21 protein-coding genes and 1 tRNA gene are annotated in these 23,008 nt (G+C 68.0%); 11 read left to right on the top strand and 11 right to left on the bottom strand.

The genetic code is table 11. The features are described 5' to 3' along the window. Positions 1 to 53: 53 nt before the first annotated feature. Positions 54 to 1,472 carry a glucose-1-phosphate adenylyltransferase gene (gene glgC / locus AC1DK9_RS06930; RefSeq protein WP_476915423.1) on the bottom strand — a complete coding sequence of 473 codons (1,419 nt, stop codon included), beginning with the start codon at positions 1,470 to 1,472 and terminating at the stop codon, positions 54 to 56. Positions 1,473 to 1,573: 101 nt separating this feature from the next. Here glgC and glgA point away from each other — a divergent pair, with 101 nt between their 5' ends. After that, positions 1,574 to 2,773: a glycogen synthase gene (gene glgA, locus AC1DK9_RS06925; RefSeq protein WP_476860701.1), complete on the top strand. Its 1,200-nt coding sequence runs from the start codon at positions 1,574 to 1,576 to the stop codon at positions 2,771 to 2,773. A gap of 67 nt (positions 2,774 to 2,840) precedes the next feature. On the opposite strand, the gene AC1DK9_RS06920 is transcribed toward glgA, so the two are convergent. Both AC1DK9_RS06920 and AC1DK9_RS06915 read right to left on the bottom strand, forming a co-directional pair. Beyond that, positions 2,841 to 5,000, bottom strand: coding sequence for an acyl-CoA dehydrogenase family protein (locus tag AC1DK9_RS06920; RefSeq protein WP_476915422.1), 2,160 nt, complete (start codon positions 4,998 to 5,000; stop codon positions 2,841 to 2,843). A 94-nt stretch (positions 5,001 to 5,094) separates the two neighbouring features. Then, positions 5,095 to 5,745 carry a TetR family transcriptional regulator gene (locus tag AC1DK9_RS06915; protein ID WP_476915626.1) on the bottom strand — a complete coding sequence of 217 codons (651 nt, stop codon included), beginning with the start codon at positions 5,743 to 5,745 and terminating at the stop codon, positions 5,095 to 5,097. Positions 5,746 to 5,909: 164 nt separating this feature from the next. On the opposite strand from AC1DK9_RS06915, the gene AC1DK9_RS06910 reads away from it, so the two are divergent. The 4 genes from AC1DK9_RS06910 to AC1DK9_RS06895 all read left to right on the top strand — a co-directional run bounded on the left by AC1DK9_RS06910 (position 5,910) and on the right by AC1DK9_RS06895 (position 10,273). Further along, positions 5,910 to 7,280, top strand: coding sequence for an acetyl-CoA C-acetyltransferase (locus AC1DK9_RS06910; RefSeq protein ID WP_476860698.1), 1,371 nt, complete (start codon positions 5,910 to 5,912; stop codon positions 7,278 to 7,280). A 9-nt stretch (positions 7,281 to 7,289) separates the two neighbouring features. Beyond that, entirely contained in the window at positions 7,290 to 8,630 is a 1,341-nt protein-coding gene (locus AC1DK9_RS06905; RefSeq protein WP_476915421.1) for a 3-oxoacyl-ACP reductase, read from the top strand. Further along, positions 8,627 to 9,541, top strand: coding sequence for a MaoC family dehydratase (locus AC1DK9_RS06900; protein WP_476915420.1), 915 nt, complete (start codon positions 8,627 to 8,629; stop codon positions 9,539 to 9,541). The genes AC1DK9_RS06905 and AC1DK9_RS06900 overlap by 4 nt, the downstream gene beginning before the upstream one ends. Before the next feature lie 213 nt (positions 9,542 to 9,754). Beyond that, positions 9,755 to 10,273 (top strand): SRPBCC domain-containing protein, encoded by a 519-nt coding sequence (locus tag AC1DK9_RS06895; RefSeq protein WP_476915419.1) that lies wholly within the window; start codon positions 9,755 to 9,757, stop codon positions 10,271 to 10,273. Here AC1DK9_RS06895 and AC1DK9_RS06890 read toward each other — a convergent pair. From AC1DK9_RS06890 to AC1DK9_RS06870, 5 genes are read right to left on the bottom strand one after another with little or no spacing between them, the layout of a single operon-like run. Continuing rightward, on the bottom strand, positions 10,270 to 11,556 hold the full coding sequence (locus AC1DK9_RS06890; protein ID WP_476915418.1) for an FUSC family protein: 1,287 nt from the start codon (positions 11,554 to 11,556) through the stop codon (positions 10,270 to 10,272). The genes AC1DK9_RS06895 and AC1DK9_RS06890 overlap by 4 nt on opposite strands. A 58-nt stretch (positions 11,557 to 11,614) precedes the next feature. Next, positions 11,615 to 12,781, bottom strand: coding sequence for a serine hydrolase domain-containing protein (locus AC1DK9_RS06885; protein ID WP_476915417.1), 1,167 nt, complete (start codon positions 12,779 to 12,781; stop codon positions 11,615 to 11,617). Between the two features lie 29 nt (positions 12,782 to 12,810). Next, on the bottom strand, positions 12,811 to 13,875 hold the full coding sequence (locus tag AC1DK9_RS06880) for a glutathione S-transferase family protein (RefSeq protein ID WP_476915416.1): 1,065 nt from the start codon (positions 13,873 to 13,875) through the stop codon (positions 12,811 to 12,813). A 9-nt stretch (positions 13,876 to 13,884) separates the two neighbouring features. Further along, on the bottom strand, positions 13,885 to 14,679 hold the full coding sequence (locus AC1DK9_RS06875; RefSeq protein WP_476915415.1) for a M50 family metallopeptidase: 795 nt from the start codon (positions 14,677 to 14,679) through the stop codon (positions 13,885 to 13,887). Beyond that, entirely contained in the window at positions 14,676 to 15,056 is a 381-nt protein-coding gene (locus AC1DK9_RS06870) for a TraR/DksA family transcriptional regulator (protein WP_476915414.1), read from the bottom strand. Before AC1DK9_RS06870 ends, AC1DK9_RS06875 begins: the two co-directional genes overlap by 4 nt. Before the next feature lie 197 nt (positions 15,057 to 15,253). Here AC1DK9_RS06870 and AC1DK9_RS06865 point away from each other — a divergent pair, with 197 nt between their 5' ends. The 3 genes from AC1DK9_RS06865 (at position 15,254) to AC1DK9_RS06855 (ending at position 18,807) form a co-directional block, all read left to right on the top strand. Then, positions 15,254 to 15,796 (top strand): hemerythrin domain-containing protein, encoded by a 543-nt coding sequence (locus tag AC1DK9_RS06865; protein ID WP_476860689.1) that lies wholly within the window; start codon positions 15,254 to 15,256, stop codon positions 15,794 to 15,796. Between the two features lie 5 nt (positions 15,797 to 15,801). Beyond that, entirely contained in the window at positions 15,802 to 17,997 is a 2,196-nt protein-coding gene (gene malQ / locus AC1DK9_RS06860; protein WP_476915413.1) for a 4-alpha-glucanotransferase, read from the top strand. Positions 17,998 to 18,174: 177 nt separating this feature from the next. Beyond that, entirely contained in the window at positions 18,175 to 18,807 is a 633-nt protein-coding gene (locus AC1DK9_RS06855) for a GNAT family N-acetyltransferase (RefSeq protein WP_476860687.1), read from the top strand. A gap of 72 nt (positions 18,808 to 18,879) precedes the next feature. On the opposite strand, the gene AC1DK9_RS06850 is transcribed toward AC1DK9_RS06855, so the two are convergent. Together AC1DK9_RS06850 and AC1DK9_RS06845 are read right to left on the bottom strand one after the other, a co-directional pair. Continuing rightward, the gene (locus AC1DK9_RS06850; protein ID WP_476915412.1) at positions 18,880 to 19,398 is read right to left on the bottom strand and encodes a hypothetical protein; all 519 of its coding nucleotides are present in this window, start codon (positions 19,396 to 19,398) and stop codon (positions 18,880 to 18,882) included. 125 nt (positions 19,399 to 19,523) lie between these two features. After that, positions 19,524 to 19,606: transfer RNA gene (locus AC1DK9_RS06845), tRNA-Leu, on the bottom strand. A 151-nt stretch (positions 19,607 to 19,757) separates the two neighbouring features. On the opposite strand from AC1DK9_RS06845, the gene AC1DK9_RS06840 reads away from it, so the two are divergent. Continuing rightward, positions 19,758 to 21,062, top strand: coding sequence for a M20/M25/M40 family metallo-hydrolase (locus AC1DK9_RS06840; protein ID WP_476915411.1), 1,305 nt, complete (start codon positions 19,758 to 19,760; stop codon positions 21,060 to 21,062). Positions 21,063 to 21,093: 31 nt separating this feature from the next. Then, positions 21,094 to 22,254 carry an acyl-CoA dehydrogenase family protein gene (locus AC1DK9_RS06835; protein ID WP_476915410.1) on the top strand — a complete coding sequence of 387 codons (1,161 nt, stop codon included), beginning with the start codon at positions 21,094 to 21,096 and terminating at the stop codon, positions 22,252 to 22,254. Between the two features lie 52 nt (positions 22,255 to 22,306). Here AC1DK9_RS06835 and AC1DK9_RS06830 read toward each other — a convergent pair whose 3' ends face one another. Further along, a complete protein-coding gene (locus AC1DK9_RS06830) occupies positions 22,307 to 22,540 on the bottom strand; it encodes a DUF5703 family protein (protein ID WP_175323664.1) in 234 nt (77 codons plus the stop codon). Positions 22,541 to 22,579: 39 nt separating this feature from the next. Between AC1DK9_RS06830 and AC1DK9_RS06825 the strand changes: the two genes are divergently transcribed. Beyond that, positions 22,580 to 22,849, top strand: coding sequence for a hypothetical protein (locus AC1DK9_RS06825; RefSeq protein WP_476860683.1), 270 nt, complete (start codon positions 22,580 to 22,582; stop codon positions 22,847 to 22,849). The last annotated feature ends 159 nt before the right edge of the window (positions 22,850 to 23,008 follow it).

The following is a 23,008-nucleotide window of genomic DNA, read 5'->3' as shown; positions in this document are numbered from 1 at the left end:
AGGAAGGGGCCGGGCCGGGAGCCGGCAAACGGTACCCGGCGCCGGTCTCCTGCTCAGTACGCCTTGGTGGAGGTGCTCCCGGGAGGCTCGACGCCGACGGCGGCGGCGTGCACTTCGCCGACCTTCTCCACGGACTCACGGCCGGCCGGCCAATTCTCGGTGGCGGTCTTGACCGCATCCGGCACCAGATACAGGTTGGCCGCGGAGAGCGCGCGTTCGGCGTCTCCCGGCTCGGGGACCTCCTGGCCCTTGGAGAGGACCGTGATGCCGGACTCGGTGACCTTGAACCCGCGCGCACGGTCCAGCTCGGGGTCCAGGCCGATCGCCGCGCCGGCGGGGATGCGGACGTTTTTATCGACGATGGCGCGCTTGACCACGGCGCCCGCCCCGACCTGCACCTTGTCCATCAGGACCGAGTCGAGCACCCGGCTCGCGGTGCCGACGTAAACGTCGTTCGAGAGCACCGAACCTTCCACGATGCCGCCGGAGATGACCACACCGCTGGCCACGATCGAATCCAGCGCCGTGCCCACCGTGCGGCCCTCGCCGCGGACGAACTTGGCCGGCGGGGAGATGCTCTGGCGCGTGTAGATCGGCCACTCCGAGTTGTACAGGTTGAAGACCGGCACGGGGGAGATCAGGTCCATGTGGGCGTCGTAGAAGGAATCGATGGTCCCGACGTCGCGCCAGTAGGTGCGGTCACGTTCGGTGGAGCCGGGGATGTCGTTGAGGGTGAAGTCGTATACGCCGGCCTCGCCCTGGTCCACGAAGTAGGGAATGATGTCGCCGCCCATGTCGTGCTTGGTGTCGAGCCTCTCGGCGTCGACATGCAGCGCTTCGACTAGAGCGTCAGCGTTGAAGACATAGTTGCCCATGGACGCCAGGAACTGGGTCGGGTCCGCGGCGAGCCCGGGCGTGGAGGAGGGCTTCTCCACGAAGGCTGCGATTTTCTCCGGGTTCTCCTGGTCCACCTCGATCACGCCAAACTGGTCTGCCATATGCAGCGGCTGCCGCACGGCCGCGACCGTCGCCTTGGCGCCGCTGGCGACGTGCTGGGCGACCATCTGGGCGAAGTCCATCCGGTAGACGTGGTCCGCGCCGACCACGACGACGATGTCGGGATTGGCGTCGTGGATCAGGTTAAGGGACTGGTAGATGGCGTTGGCGCTGCCCAGGAACCAGCTCTTGCCGACACGCTGCTGGGCGGGCACGGACGCGATGTAGTTGCCGAGCTGCGTGGACATTCGCCACGTTTCAGAAATGTGCCGGTCGAGGCTGTGGGATTTGTATTGCGTGAGGACAACAATCTGCAAATACCGGGAATTCACCAGGTTCGAGAGAGCAAAATCAATGAGCCGGTAACTTCCGGCAAACGGAACGGCGGGCTTGGCCCGGTCGGCCGTCAACGGCATTAGCCTATTTCCCTCGCCACCTGCGAGGACTATGGCCAAGACTTTCTTCTGCTGCGGCATGTGATCGCTCCTGAACGCCTTTGGTGCTCCCCAAAACTGTCCGGTGTGCCCGGACCTCTTCACACTAGAACAGATCAGCCGGAACGACTACCTTGGGGGTTGTGCGTATAGACATTGTGACCAAGGAATTCCCGCCCGAAATCTATGGGGGCGCCGGCGTCCACGTGGCCGAACTCAGCCGGGTACTGGCCCAGAAGGTGGACCTGCAGGTGCGGGCCTTCGGGGCGCCGCGTGATCCGCAGTACCACGGGGCCACCGTGACCTCCTATGCCGTGCCGGAGGACCTGGGCGGCGCCAACGCCGCCGTGCAGACCCTCGGCGTGGACCTGAGGATCGTCCCTGACATCGCCGGGGCGGACCTCGTGCACTCGCACACCTGGTACGCCAACATGGCCGGCCACATCGCCTCGCTGCTGCACGGCATCCCGCACGTGCTCAGCGCCCACAGCCTGGAGCCGTTACGGCCATGGAAAGCCGAACAGCTCGGCGGCGGCTATGCCCTGTCCTCCTGGGTGGAGAAGACCGCCTACGAATCCGCCGCGGCGATCATCGCAGTGTCCGAAGGCATGCGTCAGGACATCCTGCGCAGCTACCCCGAGGTGGACCCGGCCAAGGTCCGCGTGGTCCACAACGGCATCGACGTCAGCCTCTGGAACCGCGATGAGGATGACGACGTGCTCCGCGCCCTCGGGATTGACCCGGAGCGGCCCAGCGTAGTCTTCGTGGGCCGTAACACCCGGCAGAAGGGTGTCCCGTACCTGCTGCGGGCCGCCGCCAAGCTCCCCGCCGACGTCCAGCTGGTGCTGTGCCTCGGTGCCGCGGACACCCCCGAACTCGCCGCGGAAACCGCCCGACTGATCGAGGAGCTGCAGGGCCAGCGCAGCGGAGTGATCCTGGTGGAGCGGATGCTCCCGCGCCGGGAACTGATCCAGGTCCTCAGCCACGCCACCGCGTTCGCCTGCCCGTCCATTTACGAACCGCTCGGGATCGTGAACCTGGAGGCGATGGCCTGCGGCGCAGCCGTGGTAGCCAGCGCCACCGGCGGTATCCCGGAGGTGGTCCAGCACGGCGAAACCGGCCTCCTCGTCCAGCTTGAACAGGTGACCGACGGCACCGGGACCCCGCTGGATCCGGAGAAGTTCGTCACGGAGTTTGCCGCGGCCCTCACCGAGGTGGTCTCCGACCCGGCGCGTGCCCGCGCGATGGGCGAGGCCGGCCGACGCCGGGCCGAGGAACACTTCTCCTGGGAATCCATCACCGAAACCACCCTTGAGGTGTACCGCTCGGTCCTTCCGCAGTAGTCACGCCATACGACGACGGCGCCGCCCCGGCTAAGGGGGCGGCGCCGTCGTCGTTTAGTGCAGTCGTTTAGCCGCGCTGGGTCTTGGCTGACTTCGCCTTGCCCGACTTCGCGGTGCCGGACTGGGCCTTGCGGGCGAGCAGGATCTTCTCGTCCACCGCCGCGTGGCCGCTGGCGCGCTGCTGGCGGAAGAACTCCCTGGCCTCATCCTGGCGGGTCTTCTCGGCCCCGGTGGCGATCGCGGCGCGGAGGTGCTCCGGGCCGAAGCCGAAAGCGTCCACCAGATCCAGGGCATGCGGGCGGATCTTCACGAGCAGCCGGTTGATGTACTCACCCACGGTGCGGGCCCGCTGCATCGAGAGCCGGCCGTTCATCAGGTACCAGGACAGGTTCTTCTCGATCAGGGACAAGCCGAACAGGTCGCGCAGCCAGGTCAGGACCTTCTTGGTGCCGGGGTCCGTGACCTCGCCCAGCGCCTCGGTGAAGGCTTCCCACTGCAGCAGTTCGGCGTGCGCCTGGGCCGCCTCGATGAGTTCGTGCTGGTGGCTGTTGAACAGGGCGGCGGCTTGGGCCTGCGGCAGCTTGTTCGCGCCCTTGAGCGCCGAACCGACCTCGGCCACCATGGCTTGGACGCGCTCGGTTAGCAGTGCCCGCTGGCCGGCCTCATCCTTGATCGCGCTGGCTGCCTTCTGCACCGAACCGGAGTCGGCCACGAACTGAGCAACACCCCGCAGTCCGGTCCGGTGGATGGCGGCCCCGGTCGCCTGTCCGACGACGTAGCGGGCCAGCACGCCGAAGTCCACGTTGCGGAACTCCTTGGCGTAGTCGGCCAGCAGGCGTTTCGCGACGAGCTGCAGCAGCACGGTGTTGTCGCCTTCGAAGGTGGCGTAGACATCAAGGTCGGCGCGCAGCGAGGCGAACCGGTTCTCGATCAGGAAGCCGGCGCCGCCGCAGGCCTCGCGGCACTCCTGCAGGGTGTCCAGGGCGTGCCAGGTGCTCAGCGGCTTGAGCGCCGCGGCCAGGGTCTCGAGATCCTGGCGATCCTCGTCGGTGTCGTTCCGGCCGGAGAACACGTCGTCGAACTTCTGCAGCAGCTGTTCGCTGGCGAAGCTTGCCGCGTAGGTGGTGGCGAGCCGGGTGAACAGCCGGCGCTGGTGCCGCTGGTAGTCCAGCAGCACCTCCTCGTCCGTGGCGGAGGAGGCGTTGAACTGGCGCCGTTCGGAGGCGTACTGGATGGCAGTTTTCAGAGCCAGCTTGGAAGCAGTCACGGCAGCGCCGTCGAGCGAGACCCGGCCCTGCACCAGCGTGCCGAGCATGGTGAAGAAACGGCGGCCCGGGCTGGCGATAGGGGAGGTGTAGGCGCCGTCGGCGTCGACGTTGCCGTAGCGGTTGAGCAGGTTTGTCCGCGGGATACGCACGTGGGTGAAGTGCAGGCGGCCGTTGTCGATGCCGTTGAGTCCGCCCTTGACGCCGTCATCTTCGCCGCCGATGCCGGGTAGGAATTCCTTGGTTTCCGGGTCGCGCAGGTCCATGTAGAAGGCGTGCACGCCGTGGTTGACGCCGTTGGTGATCAGCTGGGCGAAGACGACGGCGGCCAGGCCGTCGACAGCGGCGTTGCCGATGTAGTCCTTCCAGGCGGCGCGGAAGGGCGTGTGGACCACGAATTCCTCGGTGGCCGGGTCGTAGGTGGCCGTCGTGGCGATGCTGGCGACGTCCGAGCCGTGGCCGGTCTCGGTCATGGCGAAGCAGCCGGGGATGTCCAGGCTCATGATGCCGGGTAGCCACTTCTTGTGGTGTTCCTCAGTGCCGAGGTGGTTCACGGCCGAGCCGAAGAGGCCCCACTGCACGCCGGCCTTGATCTGCAGCGAGGGGTCGGCAATGACGAGCTCCTGGAAGCCGGCCACGTTGCCGCCGTGTTCGTCCGCGCCACCGAGCGCCACCGGGAAGGCGCGGTGCACGGCGCCGTTGTCGACGAGGACCTTCAGCTGGCCGAAGACGCGCTGGCGGTGCTCGGTGTGGGGCAGCCCCTCGGTCTTGTACAGTTCCGGCCGGCCGGCCAGCTCGCGGGACTGTCGGCGGATGTCGGCCCACTTGCCGAGCAGTTGCTCGCCGAGGGCGGCGACGTCGACGGCGGGGGCTCCGGGGGCGGAACTTGCGGCGGGCGAGGTCCGGGGCTCGGGGGCCGGGGAAATGAGACGGCCCGCGGGGCGGTCGGCGAGTTCAGTCATGTCGATTCCTTCGTTGGCACTGACATTGCGGTTCTGGCAGTTGGGTTTTATACGGTTGGTTTTTCGGGCAGTTGGTGGCGGCGGCCGATGTTGGCTAAGGGACCGGCGGTTCTTGGAGTTCGGGTGCGATGCCGAAGCAGAGCCAGTCGGTGATCTGCCGGGCCATCGCTTCCTGGTTGGGCTTGGCGGGGGAGTCCGGGCTGGCCAGCCACTGTTCTCCGGCGTTCCGGACCAGCCCGATCGCGGCGTTGGGCCAGTAGCCGATCACCGCCTCCTTGCCGGGGACGGCGCGCAGCTGGTTCCGCATCGGCAGCGCGATCATCTCGCTGATCGCCGCGAAGAAATGCCCGAGCGCCCCGGCCGCCGCAATGGAACCGTTCTGGCTCTCCGCTTCACCCGGCGCATACCGGGTAACGAAGGTGTACACATTCGGGCTGGTCTCGGCCATTTGGAGGTATGCGGACACCATGGCATAGAGCCCCTCGCGCGGGGTCTGGGCGCTCTGCGCGGCCTCCTGGATGCGCCGCTGCATCTGGTTCAGGACGACCTCGCCCACGGCTTGCTGAAGGCCTGCCTTGTCCCCGAAGTAGCGATAGAACACGGATTTGGAGGTTCCGGCAGCTGCCGCGATGTCCTCCATTGAGGCTTCGCTGCCCAGGGCGTGCACCGCCTTCCGCGCCGACTTGATCAGCTCGCGGCGGCGTTCCTCGCGGTGGGACTGCCAGCGGGAGGTCCGTCCATCGATGACGGCACTGACGGGGCCGGGCGCCGCGCCGCTACCGGCACGGCCGCCGGCGCTGCCGGATGCGCTGACCGGTCCGGGAGGTTCAGCCTGGAGGATGTTCACGATACCCAGCGTATCAGGTACGCTGGGTATCAGTAATCCGCTTTGATCAAAGGAGAGAGCCCATGCCTGAAAACGGAACCCCCGCGACCGGTCCAAACACCGCCGCAGCCGCGCCGGCCGCAGGATCAGCCGCAGCGTCACTCCGCAAGGCCGTGGTGGTCGGCGGCAACCGCATCCCGTTCGCCCGTACCGGTGGCGCCTACACCAAGTCCTCCAACCAGGACATGCTCACCGCCGCGCTGGACGGGCTGATCGCACGGTTCGGCCTGCAGGACGAGCGGATCGGCGAAGTTGCCGCCGGCGCCGTGCTCAAGCACTCCCGCGACTTCAACCTCACCCGCGAAGCCGTGCTCGGCTCCGCCCTGTCGGCCGAAACCCCGGCCTACGACCTGCAGCAGGCCTGCGCCACCGGCCTCGAAACCGTGCTGGGCCTCGCCAACAAGATCAAGCTGGGCCAGATTGACTCCGCCATCGCCGGCGGCGTTGACTCCGCCTCCGACGCTCCGATTGCGGTGAGCGAAGGCCTGCGCGAAATCCTGCTGGACCTGAACCGCGCCAAGACGCTGCCGCAGCGGCTCCAGGTCCTGAGCCGGCTGCGGCCCAAGGATCTCGCCCCGGATGCGCCCAACACCGGGGAGCCCCGCACCGGGCTGTCCATGGGCGAGCACCAGGCGCTCACCACGGCGCAGTGGAAGATCACCCGTGAAGCCCAGGACGAACTGGCCTACAACAGCCACCGCAACCTTGCCGCCGCCTACGACGCCGGCTTCTTCGACGAGCTCCTCACCCCGTACCGCGGCCTCAGCAAGGACTCCAACCTGCGGCCCGACACCACGCTGGAGAAGCTCGCGGGCCTCAAGCCGGTGTTCGGCAAGAACCTGGGGGCAGAAGCAACCATGACGGCGGGTAACTCCACCCCGCTCACGGATGGCGCCTCCACCGTGCTGCTCGCCTCGGAAGAATGGGCCGACGCCCACGACCTGCCCAAGCTGGCCACCGTGCTCGACGGCGAAGCCGCCGCGGTCGACTTCGTCCACGGCAAGGATGGGCTGCTGATGGCTCCGGCGTTCGCCGTGCCGCGGCTGCTGGCCCGCCACGGCCTGAGCTTCGATGACATCGATTTCTTCGAAATCCATGAAGCCTTCGCCGGGACCGTGCTGAGCACCCTGGCCGCCTGGGAAGACGAGGAGTTCTGCCGCACCCGGCTTGGCCTGGACGGCCCCCTCGGCAGCGTCGACCGTGCCAAGCTCAACGTGAACGGCTCCTCGCTCGCCGCGGGCCACCCGTTCGCCGCGACCGGCGGCCGCATCGTCGCCTCGCTGGCGAAGATGCTGCACGCCAAGGGACAGGTGGACGGCCGTCCGGCCCGCGGGCTCATCTCCATCTGCGCCGCCGGCGGCCAGGGCGTCGTCGCTATTCTCGAAGCACACTAGGGGGAACGGATGACTGACAAATACACCCAGTTCGTGAGCCGGGGACTCGGCAAGGACATCGCCAAGAAGCTCGGCCTGCCGCAACCGGTGGTGCTCCGCCGGCACCGGCCCGGCCAGCCGCTGGTTCAGGGACCCGTCCTGGTCCAGGGATCCGGCAGCGGCGCCGACGAACTCGCCGCCACGCTGCTGTCCTGGAACCTGGACGTTCGGCGCCATGCCGTGCCGCGCGAGAAGCTCGGCGCGATCATCCTGGTCCTGGACGAGGCGGAGCGGCCGGAAGATCTGGAAAAGCCCGTGCTCAGCGCAGCGGCCTCGCTCCGTGACCTCACCCCGAACGCCCGCGTGGTCACCGTCTCCCGCGCCGCAGCCGGGACTGAGGATCCGGCAGCGGCAGCGGCGCGGCAGGGCGTCGACGGCCTGTTGCGTTCACTCGCGAAGGAACTGCGTGCCGGCGCCACCGGCAACGGCATCCTGCTGGCCGACGGCGCACGGACCACGAGCCCGAGCGCCCTCGGCGCCCTCCGGTTCTTCCTCTCCGGCCGCTCCGCTTTCGTGGACGGCCAGTTCCTCACCGTATCTTCCGACGCTGGTGAGCTTCCCGCCGACGCCGAGAAGCCGCTCGCCGGAAAAGTCGCGGTCGTCACCGGAGCAGCCCGCGGTATCGGCGCGGCCATCGCCCGCACGCTGTACCGCGACGGCGCCACGGTCGTCGTCGTCGACATCCCGGCCGCCGGGGACCACCTGGCGAAGGTCGCCAACGAGGTGCACGGCACCGCCCTGCAGCTGGACATCAGCCGGGAGGATGCCGGCCAGCGCATCATCGACCACGCCGTGGAGCGCCACGGCCGGTTGGACATCCTGATCCACAACGCCGGCATCACCCGGGACAAGCTGCTCGCGAACATGGACCAGGGCCGCTGGAGCTCCGTGATTGCCGTGAACATCGCCGCGCAGCTGCGGATCAATGAGGCGCTGCTGGCTTCGGAACACTTCCGGCACACGCCGCGGATTGTCTCCGTCGCCTCCACCAGCGGCATCGCGGGAAACCGGGGCCAGACCAACTACGCCGCGTCCAAGGGCGGGGTGATGGGCATGGTCCGTGCCACGGCGCCGCTGCTCGCAGCGCACGGCGGCTCCATCAACGCCGTCGCCCCGGGCTTCATCGAAACCGAGATGACGGCCAGGATCCCGTTCGCCACCCGTGAGGTCGCCCGCCGGCTCAACTCGCTGCAACAGGGCGGGCAGCCCGGGGACGTGGCTGAAGCCATCGCATTCCTCGCCAGCGACGCCGCCGGCGGCATCTCCGGCGAGGTGCTGCGTGTCTGCGGGCAGAACTTGGTGGGCGCATGAGCGGTCAGCAGCCCGTCATCCTGGGCGAGATGCCGTCGCTTTCCAAGCTGTACCTCAACGCTGCCGCCACCGCCGCGCGCCGGCGGGTCCTGGGGGCCCACGTGGGCACCGAGCTTCCCGGCTGCAGCCACGAAGTGCGCGGCGTCACGGCCGGAGTCACCAACCTGACGGCCTACCAGCACCTCATCGGCGAGACCGCCAGCGACGTGCTCCCGGCGGGATTCCTCCACGCCCTGGCGTTTCCGCTCTCCATGTCCGTGATGAACCGGGACGATTTTCCGCTGCCGCTGCTGGGGATGATCCACCTGACCAACAAAGTGGTCCAGAGCGCTCCGGTGCTCTTCACCGAGGCGCTGGACGTCCGGACCTGGGCGGAGAACCTGCGCGGGCACCGTGCCGGGACCCAGCTCGATATCGTGGCCGAGGTGCGCGGGGCGGGGGAGGACTTCGTCCGCTGGCGCGGCGTCTCCACCTACCTGGCCAAGGGGATGTTCCTCCCCGGGATCGACAAGCCGTCAGCCGCCACAGCGCCGGAGCCTTTCAGTGCACCGAATCCGACGGCGCTCTGGCAGCTTGGCGTGGACACCGGCCGGGCCTACGCCTCCGTGTCCGGTGACTTCAACCCGATCCACCTCAGCGTGCTCAGCGCGAGGGCGCTGGGTATGCGGCGCTCCATCGCGCACGGCATGTACCTCGCTTCCAGGGCCCTGGCCGACGTCGGCGCAGCCAAGGGGGACGCCTTCAGCTGGGACGTGGCGTTCGAGGCGCCGGTGTTCCTGCCGGCCAGGGTGGCGCTGGACATCAGCACGGTCCAGGACGACGACGGCGGGTGGCTGCGCTCCGACTACGTGGGCTGGAGCCCGCGTTCGGGGCGGAAGCACTTCAGCGGATCCGTGGCGTCGCTGAAATAGCACGCTCCTGCGCATACGACGGCGGCCGCCCTGGGAAGACCGGGGCGGCTGCCGTCGTCGTATGCGGGCGGACGCCAGGTTCGGCAAGTTTGGCCCGCGGCAGGTCCTGCGGCAGCACCTGTCGGGTATTGTGCGGAACGAGCCCGGCTCGACTTATAGCCTGGACTGCGACTCACCGAGGCAACACGCCACCCGCGAGCAAAGGAGCTCCCGATGACCGAAGACATGGCTGGAAGTTTGCGAGTCCTGGGCACCCTGGGGAGCGCGAACGGCAGGGGCTTTGTCCGGCTTGAGGCCCGGTTGGACACCGGGATCGGCGGGCTCTGGTCCGCCCTCACAGATCCCCGTCGTCTCTCCCGCTGGCTCGGCGAGGTGGCAGGCGAGCTACGCCAGGGCGGCGAGTTCAGCGCGCACTTCTTTGCCAGCGGGTGGGAAGGGAGCTGCCGGGTTGAACTGTGCGAGCCGCCGCAACGACTGCGGTTCTACGCCACCTCGCCCGGCGAACCGGACTCGGTCATGGAAGTGACGCTGACCGCTGACGGTGACCAGACCATCCTGGTCCTTGAGGACCGTGGGCTGCCTCTCGAGCAAGTCGCCGCCTACGCGGCAGGCGACCAGATCCACCTCGAGGACCTCACGGCTTACCTTGCCGGCGACGGACCGTGCGACGCGCGCGCCCGCTGGCAGGAATTGCACCCGGCATACCAGGCCCAGGCCGCGAATCTGGCCTAGTCCGGCTGCGGATCAGTCGTGTTCCTGCTGGTGGCAGCGGACGAGGGTTCGCCGTCCCCTGCACCCGGCTCCGCGGTATCCGACGTGGCAGTGCTGGCTTTGGCAGGGTCGGATTTCGTCTGGTCGGATTTTGTAGCGTCGGATCCCGCAGCAGCTGATTTTGCGGCGCCTGATTTTACGACCCGCAGCATTCGGTGGAGGCTGAGCAGGATTGACTCGACGGCGCTGGGGGCGCCGGCTGACAGGTCCTCCTCGGCGACCCTTGCGGTGAAAGCCTGCACCGCGGCGTCGGCCTGCTCGACGAGCTCGGTCTGCCGTTGCGGTTCCTCCTCTTCGGCGGCGCGCAGCACGTCACCCACCAGGGTCATGGCTTCGGAGAGCGGCTCGGCGTACCCGTCCGGGATGACGAAGGGGGTGTCTTCGGCCCAGATGACATCCGAGAGGACTTGGGTGACATCCTGGACATGGAAAGTTATCCGCTCCAGGTCGCGCAAGTCGCGGTAGTCCGCCTCCACGTCACGCGGATGCAGCCGGCGCCGCGGATTGGCCTGACGGCTCGCGTCCGCCTTCTGCACGGCCGCGCGCACGGAGCGGGCGCGGCCGGCGAGCGCCTCGGAGCGGCGGGACCAGTCTTCGTGTTCCGGCGGCCAGTTTTCGCGCAGTGCCTTGCCCATGTCCCAGAGCTGTTGGGCCAGGGCCAGCCGCAACTCGGCCAAGCTGAGGGCCGCCGCCTTAAAGTGCAGCGGCGGGAAGACCAGCAGGTTCACCACAATCCCGACGCTGACGCCGACGCCCATCTGGAAGAGATAGCCGAACGAGAACTTATCCGGGTTGTGGCCGCCAACCAGCAGCACCAGCAGGGCCGCCGTCGGGATCCAATCGCTGCCGGAGCCGATTCGGGGCAGGCCGGCCAGGATGACGCCGAGCCCCATGACGATCGCGACTGTCAGCGGCGAAGGGTCTCCGAGGCTGAAGAGCATGAAGGCCAGTCCGACGCCGATTGCCAGCCCGACGAGCGTCTGGAATCCCTGCCGCATGGAACCCGAGACGTTCTCGTACATGGCAACGAGGGCGCCCAGCGGGGCGTAGTACGGATAGTCCGCCGCGGACCCGGGCATGAAGGGGGCGATGGCGAAGGCCACACCGGCCGCGATGGCCGCTTTGGCGGCCAGCTGCAGCCGGGGCCACAGCAAGGCCGCAGAGATGCTCCCGGTCACCGCTCGCCACAGTTTGTGGACCCAAGTGGGCCGGCTGCCGGCGTCGTGTTCTTTTGTAATTGCCATCCCGGCTCACCCTAGGTCCGCGGCTTTGCTGCTACAAGTGGACGAACCCCGCGGCGGCTCAGCCGCGGGCAGCGCACGCTTTCCGGACCGCGGCGGAGAGCCGGTGCGCGCGGCCATTGGTGCGGCCCTCCTCGCTGCGCCGGGGAACGTAGCCGAAGCCGATCCCGTAGCCGGGATCGGCGAAACCCAGGGCGGCGTTGGCGCCCTCGTGGCCGAAGGCGAGGTGGCTGCCGAAGTCGCGCCCCGGCTGCGGCTTCATGAAGACGACGGCGAAGGCGTTGTCCTGCCCCGACGAACGGTCAAGGCCCCACACCTGTTCCTCGGCCATCAGCTCGATGGTCCCAGGCGTTAGGAAGGCGGGCCGGCCGTCCACTCCGGTGGTCGCTGCGGCGTAGAGCCGTGCCAGTCCTTCCGCGGAGCCGATCCCGCCGGCGCTGCTCATGCCGCCGGCGCTGCTCATGCCGCCGGCGCGGACCACTCGGTGGTTCGGCAGCTCCATGATGCTGCTGACCGGTGCGTTGCTGTTCAAGCCGGCTTGGCTGAGTGGATCCAGCCACGCCTCGGGATCTTCGGTGCACAGCACCTCGCGGAAGCGTTGCTCCTCTTCGGCGGGCAGGCCCAGGAAGAAGTCGATGCCATAGGGAAGCCGCAGACGCTGATCAAAGAGCTCCTGCAGCGGGGCCCCGGCAACCCTCCTGCAGAGTTCCTCCATCAGGATGCCGATGGTCAGCGCGTGGTAGCCGAAGGTGGTTCCGGGGCGCCACGCCGGGGCGGCGGCAGCCAGACGGCGGGCGGCTTCCGGCGTCGGGAACTCCGCCAGCGCAAAGCCGCCCGGAATCCCGGGCAGCCCCGCCTGGTGCGAGAGGGCCTGCCGGACGGTGAGCCTGCCCTTGCCGTGTAAGCCGAACTCCGGCCAATAGGAGGCCATGGCGGCATCCAGGTCCAGCAACCCGTCCTGCACCAGCAGGGCGATGACGAATGCTGCGGCGCCCTTTGAGCACGAGTAGGTGCCGGTGATGTCGCCGTGGCGCAGTCCGGGGCCTCCGCACAGGTCCAGTACCTTGGACCCGGCGCGGTAGACAGCCAGCTGGGCGCTGTATTCCGGGTCTTCCGCCAGGAACGTATCGAAAAGTTCACGGACTTCAGCGAATTCGGGGGCGGCCATACCGGCGGAGCGGCCCGGACCGGCTGCGGGGCCCGCGACGGGCTGGGTGGATAGGTCCATGGCCACCACCCTAGCGCCGCCGCCGCTGCTTAGCCGGCGCCGTGTCCGGCGGCGACCTCTTCACCGGCCCGGACAGGCCCGGGAGGTGTGCCGTTGCCGAAGGGCCGGCCGCCGAGCGCCTCCCGGCAGTGCTCCGTCAGCCAGTTTTCCAGCGCCGGTCCCTTCGGGACGATGCCGGTGGGATTGATGTCCTCATGGACGATGTAGTAGTGCTGCTTGATCTGGACGAAGTCGGTGGTGTCGCCGAAACCGGGGGTCTGGAACAAGTCCCGGGCATAGGCCCACAGCGCCGGCATTTCGCTGAGCTTCTGGCGGTTGCACTTGAAGTGGCCGTGGTAGACGGCGTCGAAGCGTGCCAGCGTGGTGAAGAGCCTGACGTCCGCCTCTGTGATGGTGTCTCCCACCAGGTAACGCTGTCCCGTGAGCCGTTCCTCAAGCCAGTCCAGCGCCGTCCACAGCCGGTCATACGCGGCATTGTAGGCCTCCTGCGAACCGGCGAAGCCGCAGCGGTAGACGCCGTTGTTGACCTCGGTGAAGACCCGCTTGTTGACGGCGTCGATCTCCTCCCGCAGGGCTTCGGGGTAGAGATCCGGAGCGCCTTCGCGGTGGAACTCGGTCCACTCAGTGGAGAAGTCCAGGGTGATCTGCGGGAAGTTGTTGGTGACCACGGCTCCGCTGGGCACATCGACGATCGCGGGGACGGTAATGCCGCGGGGGTAGTCGGGGAAGCGGCGGAAGTAGGCTTCCTGGATCCGCTCAATGCCCAGGACCGGGTCCTTGCCGCCGGGATCCAGGTCGAACGTCCAGGAGCGGGCGTCGTGGGTGGGGCCGGGCTGGCCGAGCGAGATGACATCTTCGAGCCCGAGGAGCCGCCTCACGATCACGGTGCGGTTTGCCCACGGGCAGGCACGCGCCGCGACCAGCCGGTAACGGCCGGCTTCCACCGGCCAGCCGGGCTCGCCATTGGCGCCGGGGGTGCCGTCACGGGTGATTCGGTCCTCGATGTAGTTGGTGTCCCGGGTGAATTCCGCGCCGCCGGTCACGTAGGCGCCCCGGGTGCTGAAGGCCGGGTCGTCGGTGTGTGTCGTGTTCATGGTCCCAGCCTATGCCGGGAAGGGACCCACACCCTTTTGCAGCGTCACGAACACCGGTGCCATCGGCTGCCAGGCGAACCACCATGAGGCGCCCACCACTGCGGCGAAGAGGACGATCCAGACGGCTGCGGGGACGTGCGTCGCCTTTGCCAGCAGGTATGCGTCCGACGTCGAGAGCCGGTTACGGTGCCTGAGGTGAACGGCCGCCAGCTTGCCGAGGTCCCGGACGGCGGCCACCAGCAGCGCGAGCCCCAGCCCGATCATTACGTGGCCGATAAACACCGCCGGTACAAACAGGACCAGTAACACGGCCGCGAGTACCGCCCCGGCCGTGATGAGGACACCGACGCCGTTGCGCAGGAAGACGAACGAAAGCAGCAACACCAGCGTGCCAACCGACATCGCCGCCGGCCCCCAGCCGTTGAAACCGGACCAGACCATCGCCGCGCCGACGACGGCAGGGACGGGATAGCCCCAGAACGTCGACCAGACCGCGGCCATGGGGCGCCGGCTGTAGCTCGTGGTGGTGCCCGAATGGTCCAGGCTCAACCGGATGCCGCCCAGCCGCTGGCCGGTCATGAGGGCGGCAAGGGCGTGGCCCAGTTCGTGGGTGACGGTGGCGAGCAGGCCAAAGTACCGCCAGCTGGCCCGTGGCAGCGACAGCGCGACGGCGACGGCCACCACCAGGAGCAGTTCGGTGCCGGTCACCACGGGGGCGGGGGCGTGGCTGAACCCGCCCACGATCCGGCCCCACCAGGTGCCGGCCAGGTCGTCGGCGGCGAAGGTGGCTGACTGAATGTTCATCGGGGAGTTTCACGCTTCCCCGGGATGCCCGGCCCGGCGGAGTGCCGGATGCAGTAGGGCGTCCAGGGCCTGGCCTCGAGCCTGCCTTCGGCTATCGGACCGCCGCAGACTTCGCAGACGCCATAGCTTCCGGCATCAATCCGGGCCAGCGCGGCTTCGATTTGAGCGAGGCCCGACCTGCTCTGTTCCAGCAGCGCGGAGGCCTGGGAGAGTTCGAAGGCGATCGTCGCACCCTCGGGATCGTGCTCGTCGTCGACGTTGGAGTCCTGGCGGGCCGCATTCACGGATGTGATGTCCCGGCGCAGTGCGGGCAGGAGGGCAAGCTTCCGCTCGCGCTCCTGGTTGAGGAGGATCCGGAAACGTTCGACGTCGACCATAGGGTGCAAGGCTAGCGCGGCCGGCCGGGAAGCGACGAAACCACCCAAGGCGGCAGCACGTGTTCCCGCAGGCGGGTACACACGTTTCCGTTGGGCCGAAGGGCCTGTTCCCTGGAGCCGGGCCGGCCGTACAGTTGGATCAGGCTCAGCGGGGCCAGGGTTCCGCACCGCCAGAGAGATCCAGCCAGGGAGATGCCATGGACACGCCGGTTGCCAAGAACGCCCAGGAAGAAGCAGAGGCGCTCGCCGCCGTGGAGTCCCACCATGCGGGCATGCTCAAACGGCTCCGCGCCCTGATTGCCGCCCTGACGCACGCGGTGAAGGCCCGTGACACCGCAGCGGAGCATGACGCCCATGAGGTGCTGGTCGAATGGTGCGAGACCGAACTCGTCCCGCATGCGCTCGCCGAGGAGGGCCCGCTTTACAGCGGACCGGGCGCCGCCCCCGAAGGCCGGCTGCTTGTGGCAGGAATGCTCGCGGAGCATCAAGCGATCGTCGGCCTCGTCGAGCGCCTGCGCGGCGCCCAGGGTGTCGACGCCGCCGTCGCCGCCGGCGCGATTGGAGAAGTTTTCGCCCTGCACCTTGAGAAGGAAAACCGGCTGCTGATGCCCTTCATCGTCGAGTCGCCCGGGCTTAGCCTGGCCGACTCCGTCGCCGGACTGCACGAGCTGGTGGGGGAGGCCCACATCCACGCTGGCAGCCACGGCAACGAGACGCCTGCGCCGCGGATCAACGGCTGACCCGCGTGACGGCGAGTAAGGACCCTCTCAGCAGCGAACCGGAATCGTCGGACGACGGCGATGCACTGCTGCGCGAACTGGCGGCAGCGCACCGGGTGGGGACTTCCTATTGGGGCTGGGACGGGGTGGAGCGGTCCGTCGCCGCCGACACCCTGCGCCAGGTCCTCACCGCGCTCGGTGTTGCCTCGTCAGGACCAGAGGAGATCAGACATTCCCTGGCGGCAGCGGAACTTGCCCCCTGGCGCTTGTTCCTGCCGCCCATTGTGGTGGCGCGGGAGGGAGCGGCGGCATTCTTCGATGTGCATGTCCTTCATGGGAGCCCGGTCAGTCTCCGGATCATTGCCGAGGACGGCTCCGGGCACGAGCCCCGGCAGCTGGAGAACTGGACTGCGCCTGTGGAGGTCGACGGCGTCCTGACCGGGCGTGCGAGCTTCGCTATCCCCGAGGGGCTGGGCATCGGCTGGCACACGATCATGGCGGACACGGCCGGCACCGCGGCGGAGTGCCCGCTTGTGGTGACCCCGGGACGGCTGCACACCACCTCAGCGCTGGCGGGACGCCGCAGCTGGGGACTGACAGCCCAGCTCTACTCGGTCCGCTCCGCCAGGTCCTGGGGGATCGGCGACTTCACGGACCTGGCCGACCTGGCCGCCGTCGCCGCGGCCGAGGGGGCCGGGTTTGTCCTGGTCAACCCCCTGCACGCCGCCGAGCCCCGGCCGCCGGTGGAGGACTCCCCATACCTGCCGACGACCCGGCGCTTCTTCAACCCGCTCTATATCCGGGTGGAGGAGATCCCCGAATACGCCTACCTGGAGCCGAGCGCGCTGGCCGAGGCGGACAGCCTCGCAACCCGCCTGCGGGCCGCCAACCGGGAGGCGTCCCTGCTGGATCGCAACTCCAGCTACGCGGCCAAACTGGCCGTGCTGGAGCGGGTGTTCCGCGTCCGCCGGGGCCCCGCCCGTACACGCCGGTTCAGCGACTTCTGCCGGGACCAGGGCAAGGGGCTCGACGACTTTGCACTGTGGTGCTCGCTGGCCGAGACCCTCGACCCCTCGGCCCCTCAGTGGGACGGAGTCGCCGCCTCCCCGGACACGGCGTACTGCGCCGCGCAACGGACGGCGCTCGCGGACCGGATCGAGTTCCACCGCTGGCTGCAGTGGATATGCGACCAGCAACTGGAATCCGCTCAGGAAGCCGCGCGGCGGGCAGGCATGGACATCGGCGTCGTGCATGACCTCGCGGTCGGGGTGAAGCTCGGCGGCGCCGACGCCTGGACCCTGTCCGGTGTCCTCGCGCAGGGCGTGACGGTTGGCGCGCCGCCGGACATGTTCAACCAGCAGGGCCAGAACTGGACCCAGCCGCCCTGGCACCCGGCCAGGCTCGCCGAATCCGGTTACGCCCCCTACCGGGACATGCTGAGGACAGTACTGCGCCATGCCGGCGGGATCAGGGTTGACCACGTCCTCGGGCTCTTCCGGCTCTGGTGGATCCCGGAGGGTGCCGGGCCGGACCTGGGCACGTACGTCTATTACGACCACGAGGCCCTGATCGGAATCCTCGCCCTGGAAGCGCAACGTGCGGGGGCAGTGGTAATTGGGGAGGACCTCGGCGTCTTCGAGCCCTGGGTCAGGGACTATCTGGCCGAGCGGGGCATCTTCGGAACCTCGATCCTGTGGTTTGAGCACGATGACGATGGGCCGCTGGCGCCGGAACGCTACCGGCAACAGTGCCTCACGAGTGTCAACACCCATGACCTGCCTCCCACCGCGGGCTACCTGGCCGGCGTGCACGTGACGCTCCGCGAGTCGCTAGGGCTGCTTCGGCGCCCCGTAGCGGAAGAACGTGCCGCGGACGCTGCTGAGCAGGAAGCCGTGCTCTCGCTCGTGCGGGAGCGTGGACTGCTGCCTGCGGCCGGGGCCACGGGGGATCAAGCCACGGTGGAGGCGCTCTACGAGTTCACCACCCTCACGCCCTCCTCCTTGCTGGGCGTGGCGCTGGTCGACGCCGTGGGGGAGACCCGCACCCAGAACCAGCCCGGCACCAGCACGGAGTATCCCAACTGGCGCATCCCGCTCGCCGGGCCGGACGGCGTCGTACTGATCGAAGAACTGCCTGACAACGCGCGGTTCCGGACCCTTCTCGGCACGGTCCAACAAGCCCTCCACCCCGACGCCGGCCCGGCCGGACGGGGCGGCGGATAGCGGTCAATCGGGCTGCAAAACGAGCGCCGGGAAAGGCCGCCGCGGAGCCGCCCCCAGCGTGTCCTTGCGGGGTGTGGCAGCGGGATGATAATTTCTCTTGCCGCCGCAATTTCGCGGACATATTCGGCTCCCGTTTCCCCCCACTCCGACGCTTCACCGCGCACCAGAAAGGCCGCAATGGCGCTGCTCCTTCCCGACACCCTGCCGACCCTTCAGACGGTCACCGGCAGGTTCGTCCTGGCACCATTCACACCGCTCGACGTCGAGCCGCTGGCGCGCCTTCTGGCCCGGGAGGAAATCTGGTCCCAAGGCTTCAGCGACAGTGAGGCCCGTCCCGCCGGTGAGGCCGAGTTGTCGGCCTTCGTGGACCGCCGTTTCGCCGGGCTGCAGGTCTTTTCCGTGTACCAAAAACTTCCGCTGGGACAGTCCCGTTTTGTCGGTACCACCGGCATCACCGAACACGACGACTGGACGGAGCGCGTGAAGATCGGCCGGACTGTACTCGACCCGGACCTTTGGGGCGCGAAGGTCAACCACGAGGTGAAGATCACCCTGCTCGACTGGTTGTTCTCCTGCGGGGCCGGCCGGATCGAATGCGATGTGGACAGCCGCAACCGGCGTTCGCTGGCCTCGCTGGCCCGGTTCGGCTTCACGGCTGAAGGAACCCGACGCCGCTCCTCCCGCAACGTCGACGGCGTCTGGCGCGACTTTGTGATCCTTTCCCTGCTGACCGAGGAGTGGCCGGAACTTCGTCCGCGAGCGCTGGCCTCCCTTGCCGGGCAGAGCCCAGCCGGGCTGCTCGCCGTCTAAGGCCCTACGGGGCAGCGCGGGCCCTGCAGGCCGTCCGTCAACCAGAAAATGGCGGATCCCGCGGCCCGGGGATCAGGGGCGGGGTTCGACCTGGAAGACCACGAAGTTTGTCCGGCTGTTTCTGTCCGGGCTGCTCACGTTGAACTTAAAGTCGTAGTCCCCGTCGGTCCCCGCGATGCTGCAGACCGTCGTCGTCCCGCCGACGGTCGGCCGACGGGTGCACGTGCCCTCGATGGTCATGGCGAAACCGGCCGGGGAGCCCAAGGCCTTCAGATCATCGACGGTAAGCTCTCTGCCGGCATCCCAGCGCCGGGCGATGCTGGGGCAGGGATTGGTTGAGATGCACAGGAACATCTCCCGGCGCACGATGTTGTCCTGTAGCTCCCAGTCCGCCGGGATGGGAAAACGCGCGGCCCGGGAGGCCATCTCCGCGGTGACCCTGTCTTCGGCGTACCGGACAAAGGAGATGGCGACGGCGCAGGCGGCCAGTACCGCCGCCAGGACTATCCAGGTTCTTCGTCGCACCGCGTTCCCCCAAACGCTCAGTACCAAGCTCTTGACCAGCGACACCGGATTGGTGTTCGGCTGCATCCTATCCCCGCCCGGGGGCATTTCGGTCAGGGAGGGAAACAACGGACGATACTGCTTTTCGGCAGCGCATGGTTGGAGACACAAAAAAACCCCTGGAAGCCGTGGATTCCAGGGGTTTTCCCTTGTGCGCGGAGGGGGACTTGAACCCCCACCCCCTTTCGAGGACTAGCACCTCAAGCTAGCGCGTCTGCCATTCCGCCACCCGCGCAGGTGGTATTTCCGGGAAGAATTTCGCCTTTCAGCGTTTTGCTTTTCTCGGAAGCAGCGAGAAAGACTCTAGCACGAAGATTCCGGAAACAAATAATCGGGGCCAGTGGGTAGGCTGAAGCCAACACAGAGCCACTGCCACGAGGAGCGATATGACTGACGTTCGGCCCGAAGATGAGGTTGTCCGGATCTGCCAGGAACTGATCCGGATCGACACGTCCAACTACGGTGATGGTTCCGGGCCGGGGGAGCGGGCCGCCGCTGAGTACACCGCCGGCCTCATCACGGAGGTCGGGCTGGACGCAGAAATCTTCGAGTCGGCGCCGGGGCGCGCCAGCGTAGTCACCCGGATGGCGGGCGAGGATCCTTCCGCCAGTGCCCTGGTGGTGCACGGCCACCTCGACGTCGTTCCCGCGCTGCGCGAGCAGTGGTCCGTTGACCCGTTCGGGGGCGAACTCAAGGACGGCCTGATCTGGGGCCGCGGCGCCGTGGACATGAAGGATATGGACGCCATGATCCTTTCCGTCCTGCGGGATTTCGCCCGCACCGGCCGGAAGCCCAAGCGCGACCTCATCTTCGCTTTTTTCGCCGACGAGGAGGCCGGCGGCAAGTACGGCGCCGGTTACGCCGTCGAACACCGGCCGGAACTCTTCGAAGGCGCGACTGAGGCGATTTCCGAGGTCGGCGGGTTCTCCGCCACCATCGGCGGCCAGCGCACCTACCTCCTGCAGACGGCGGAAAAGGGACTCTCCTGGCTGCGGCTGGTGGCCCACGGCCGCGCCGGCCACGGTTCCCAGATCAACACCGACAACGCCGTCACCCGGCTTGCCAGCGCCGTGTCCCGGATCGGCGAATACCGCTGGCCGGTGGAGCTGACACCCACCACCCGGCAGTTCCTCGACGGTGTGACAGAACTCACCGGGGTGGAGTTCGATCCGGACGACCCGGAGAAGATCCTCAAGGAACTCGGCACGGTGGCACGGTTCGTTGGCGCCACGCTGCAGAACACCACGAACCCCACCCTGCTCAAAGGCGGCTACAAGCACAACGTCATCCCGGAGTCGGCCGAGGCCCTGGTGGACTGCCGGACCCTGCCGGGCCAGCAGGAACAGGTCCTCGAAATTGTCCGCGAACTGGCCGGCAGCGGTGTGGATGTGAGTTACGTCCACCAGGACGTCTCACTCGAGGTGCCGTTCGCCGGCAACCTGGTGGACTCCATGATCGATGCCCTCCATTCCGAAGATCCGGGCGCAAAGGTCCTGCCGTACACGCTCTCCGGCGGCACGGACAACAAGGCCCTGAGCCGGCTCGGCATTACCGGGTACGGCTTCGCGCCGCTCATGCTCCCGGACGAGCTGGACTTCACCGGCATGTTCCACGGCGTTGACGAGCGGGTCCCCGCCGACTCGCTGAAGTTCGGCGCCCGCGTGCTGAACACCCTCCTGAGTAACTACTGAGCGGCAGCGACGAGGGTTGGCTTCCAACGACATGACACCTGATGAGATCCTCCCGGACGCGCTGCTGGAGCGGATCCGCAGCCGGGCGGCTGGCTACGACCGGGACAACGCCTTCTTCACCGAGGACCTCCGGGACCTAGCCGCCGCCGGCTACCTGAGGATTTTCGTACCGGCCTCCGAAGGCGGCCTGGGCCTGGGGCTTGCCGGCGCCGCTCAGCTGCAGCGGCGGCTGGCCACGGCGGCCCCGGCCACCGCGCTGGCGATCAACATGCACCTGGTCTGGACCGGCGTCGCGCATGTGCTGGCAGCCCGGGGCGACTCCTCCCTGAACTTCGTTCTGCAGGAGGCGGGGCAGGGCGAAATCTTCGCGTTCGGCAATTCCGAGGCCGGCAACGATTCGGTGCTCTTCGACTCAAGGACCGAGGCGACTCCGCTGCCGGACGGAAGCTACGGCTTCACCGGGCGGAAGATCTTCACCAGTCTCTCGCCGGCCTGGACCCGGCTGGGGATCTTCGGCAAGGATGCGTCGGCGCGCGGCGGCGAGGGTGAACTGGTGCACGGCTTCATTGAACGCGAGACCCCGGGCTACGAAATCCTGCCCGACTGGGACACGCTGGGAATGCGGGCCAGCCAGTCCAACACCACGGTGCTGGAGGGGGCCGTGGTCCCGCCGGAGCGGATCTTCCGCAAGCTCCCGGTCGGGCCGAACGCGGATCCACTGATCTTCGCCATTTTCGCCTGTTTCGAGACGCTGCTGGCCGCGGTCTACACGGGGATCGGGGAGCGGGCGCTGCAGCTTGGCGTGGAGTCGGTCAAGCGCCGCACCTCCTTCAAGAACGGGGGCCGCAGTTACGCGCAGGATCCTGACATCCGCTGGAAGGTCGCGGAAGCGGCGATGGCAATGGATGCCCTTTACCCGCAACTCGCGGCCGTGGCGTCCGACGTCGATTCCCTCGCCGATCACGGCGGGCAGTGGTTCCCGAAGCTCGTCGGGGTCAAGGTGCGCGCCACCGAAACTGCGCGGACCGTGGTGGATCTGGCAATCAGGGTTTCGGGCGGGTCAAGCTACTTCCGCGGATCGGAGCTCGAACGGCTCTACCGGGATGTCCTGGCGGGAATGTTCCATCCCTCCGACGACGAATCGGCGCACAACACCGTGGCCAGCGCCTGGCTCGGCCCGCTCGAGTCCTAGAGGGTCCGCCGGGTTGGCTCGGGGTGCCCGGTTCTCCGGGCTCCCGGGCTAGCTAGACGGTGCGCTGGACCTGAATGACCTTCCGGCGCAGCCAGAAGCGCCGTCCGCCGCCTACGTAGAGGACGCTGCGCTCGAGCTCCCATTTGCCGTACTCGGAGTGCGCGGCGAGGATGCGGCGCGCTTCGGGCAGCGAATCCTCAGGGCTGACCGTCAGTACGAGGTACTCGTACTGACGGGCGTAGTCCCGCTCCCGACGGACCGAGCTGCTCAGAAAATGTTCCTTCATTGCTCTCCATTTTCATCTTTTTCGGGCTAACGTGAAGTCATGAGCATCGATCCGCGTGTCGCGCTTCAGTCCCTTACCGCTGCCCTCGAGGAACATCTGGCCGCTGCGGCGGCGCGGCGGGGAGACGGGGACCCCGCGGTCGAAGCGGCGTTCTTCGCCGTCGCCGACGCCTTCGAAGTCTACGACGACTCCCTCTACGAAGCGTACGGCGAAGTGACGCCGCTAGAGGTCATCGACGAAGAAGATGACGACGACGAAAGCGAAGACGTCGACGACGAGGAAGACCTCGAAATCCTCCAGGACAACTAGGTCCGACGGCCCGACGGCCCGGCGGCAGAGCGCGGACATCCGCCTTAGGCGCTACTCCGGATTCTCCGGATTTGTCCAGCTTGCGGGAGTACCCTGTGACTGCCTTCGGGAATCCGCCCGGTTTCCCGTCGGCTCCGGAGTGCCGGCGGTGTTCCGGGT

It is taken from the genome of Arthrobacter sp. 01T414 (assembly GCF_056398965.1).
This window is presented reverse-complemented; position numbering and strand designations above follow the sequence as displayed.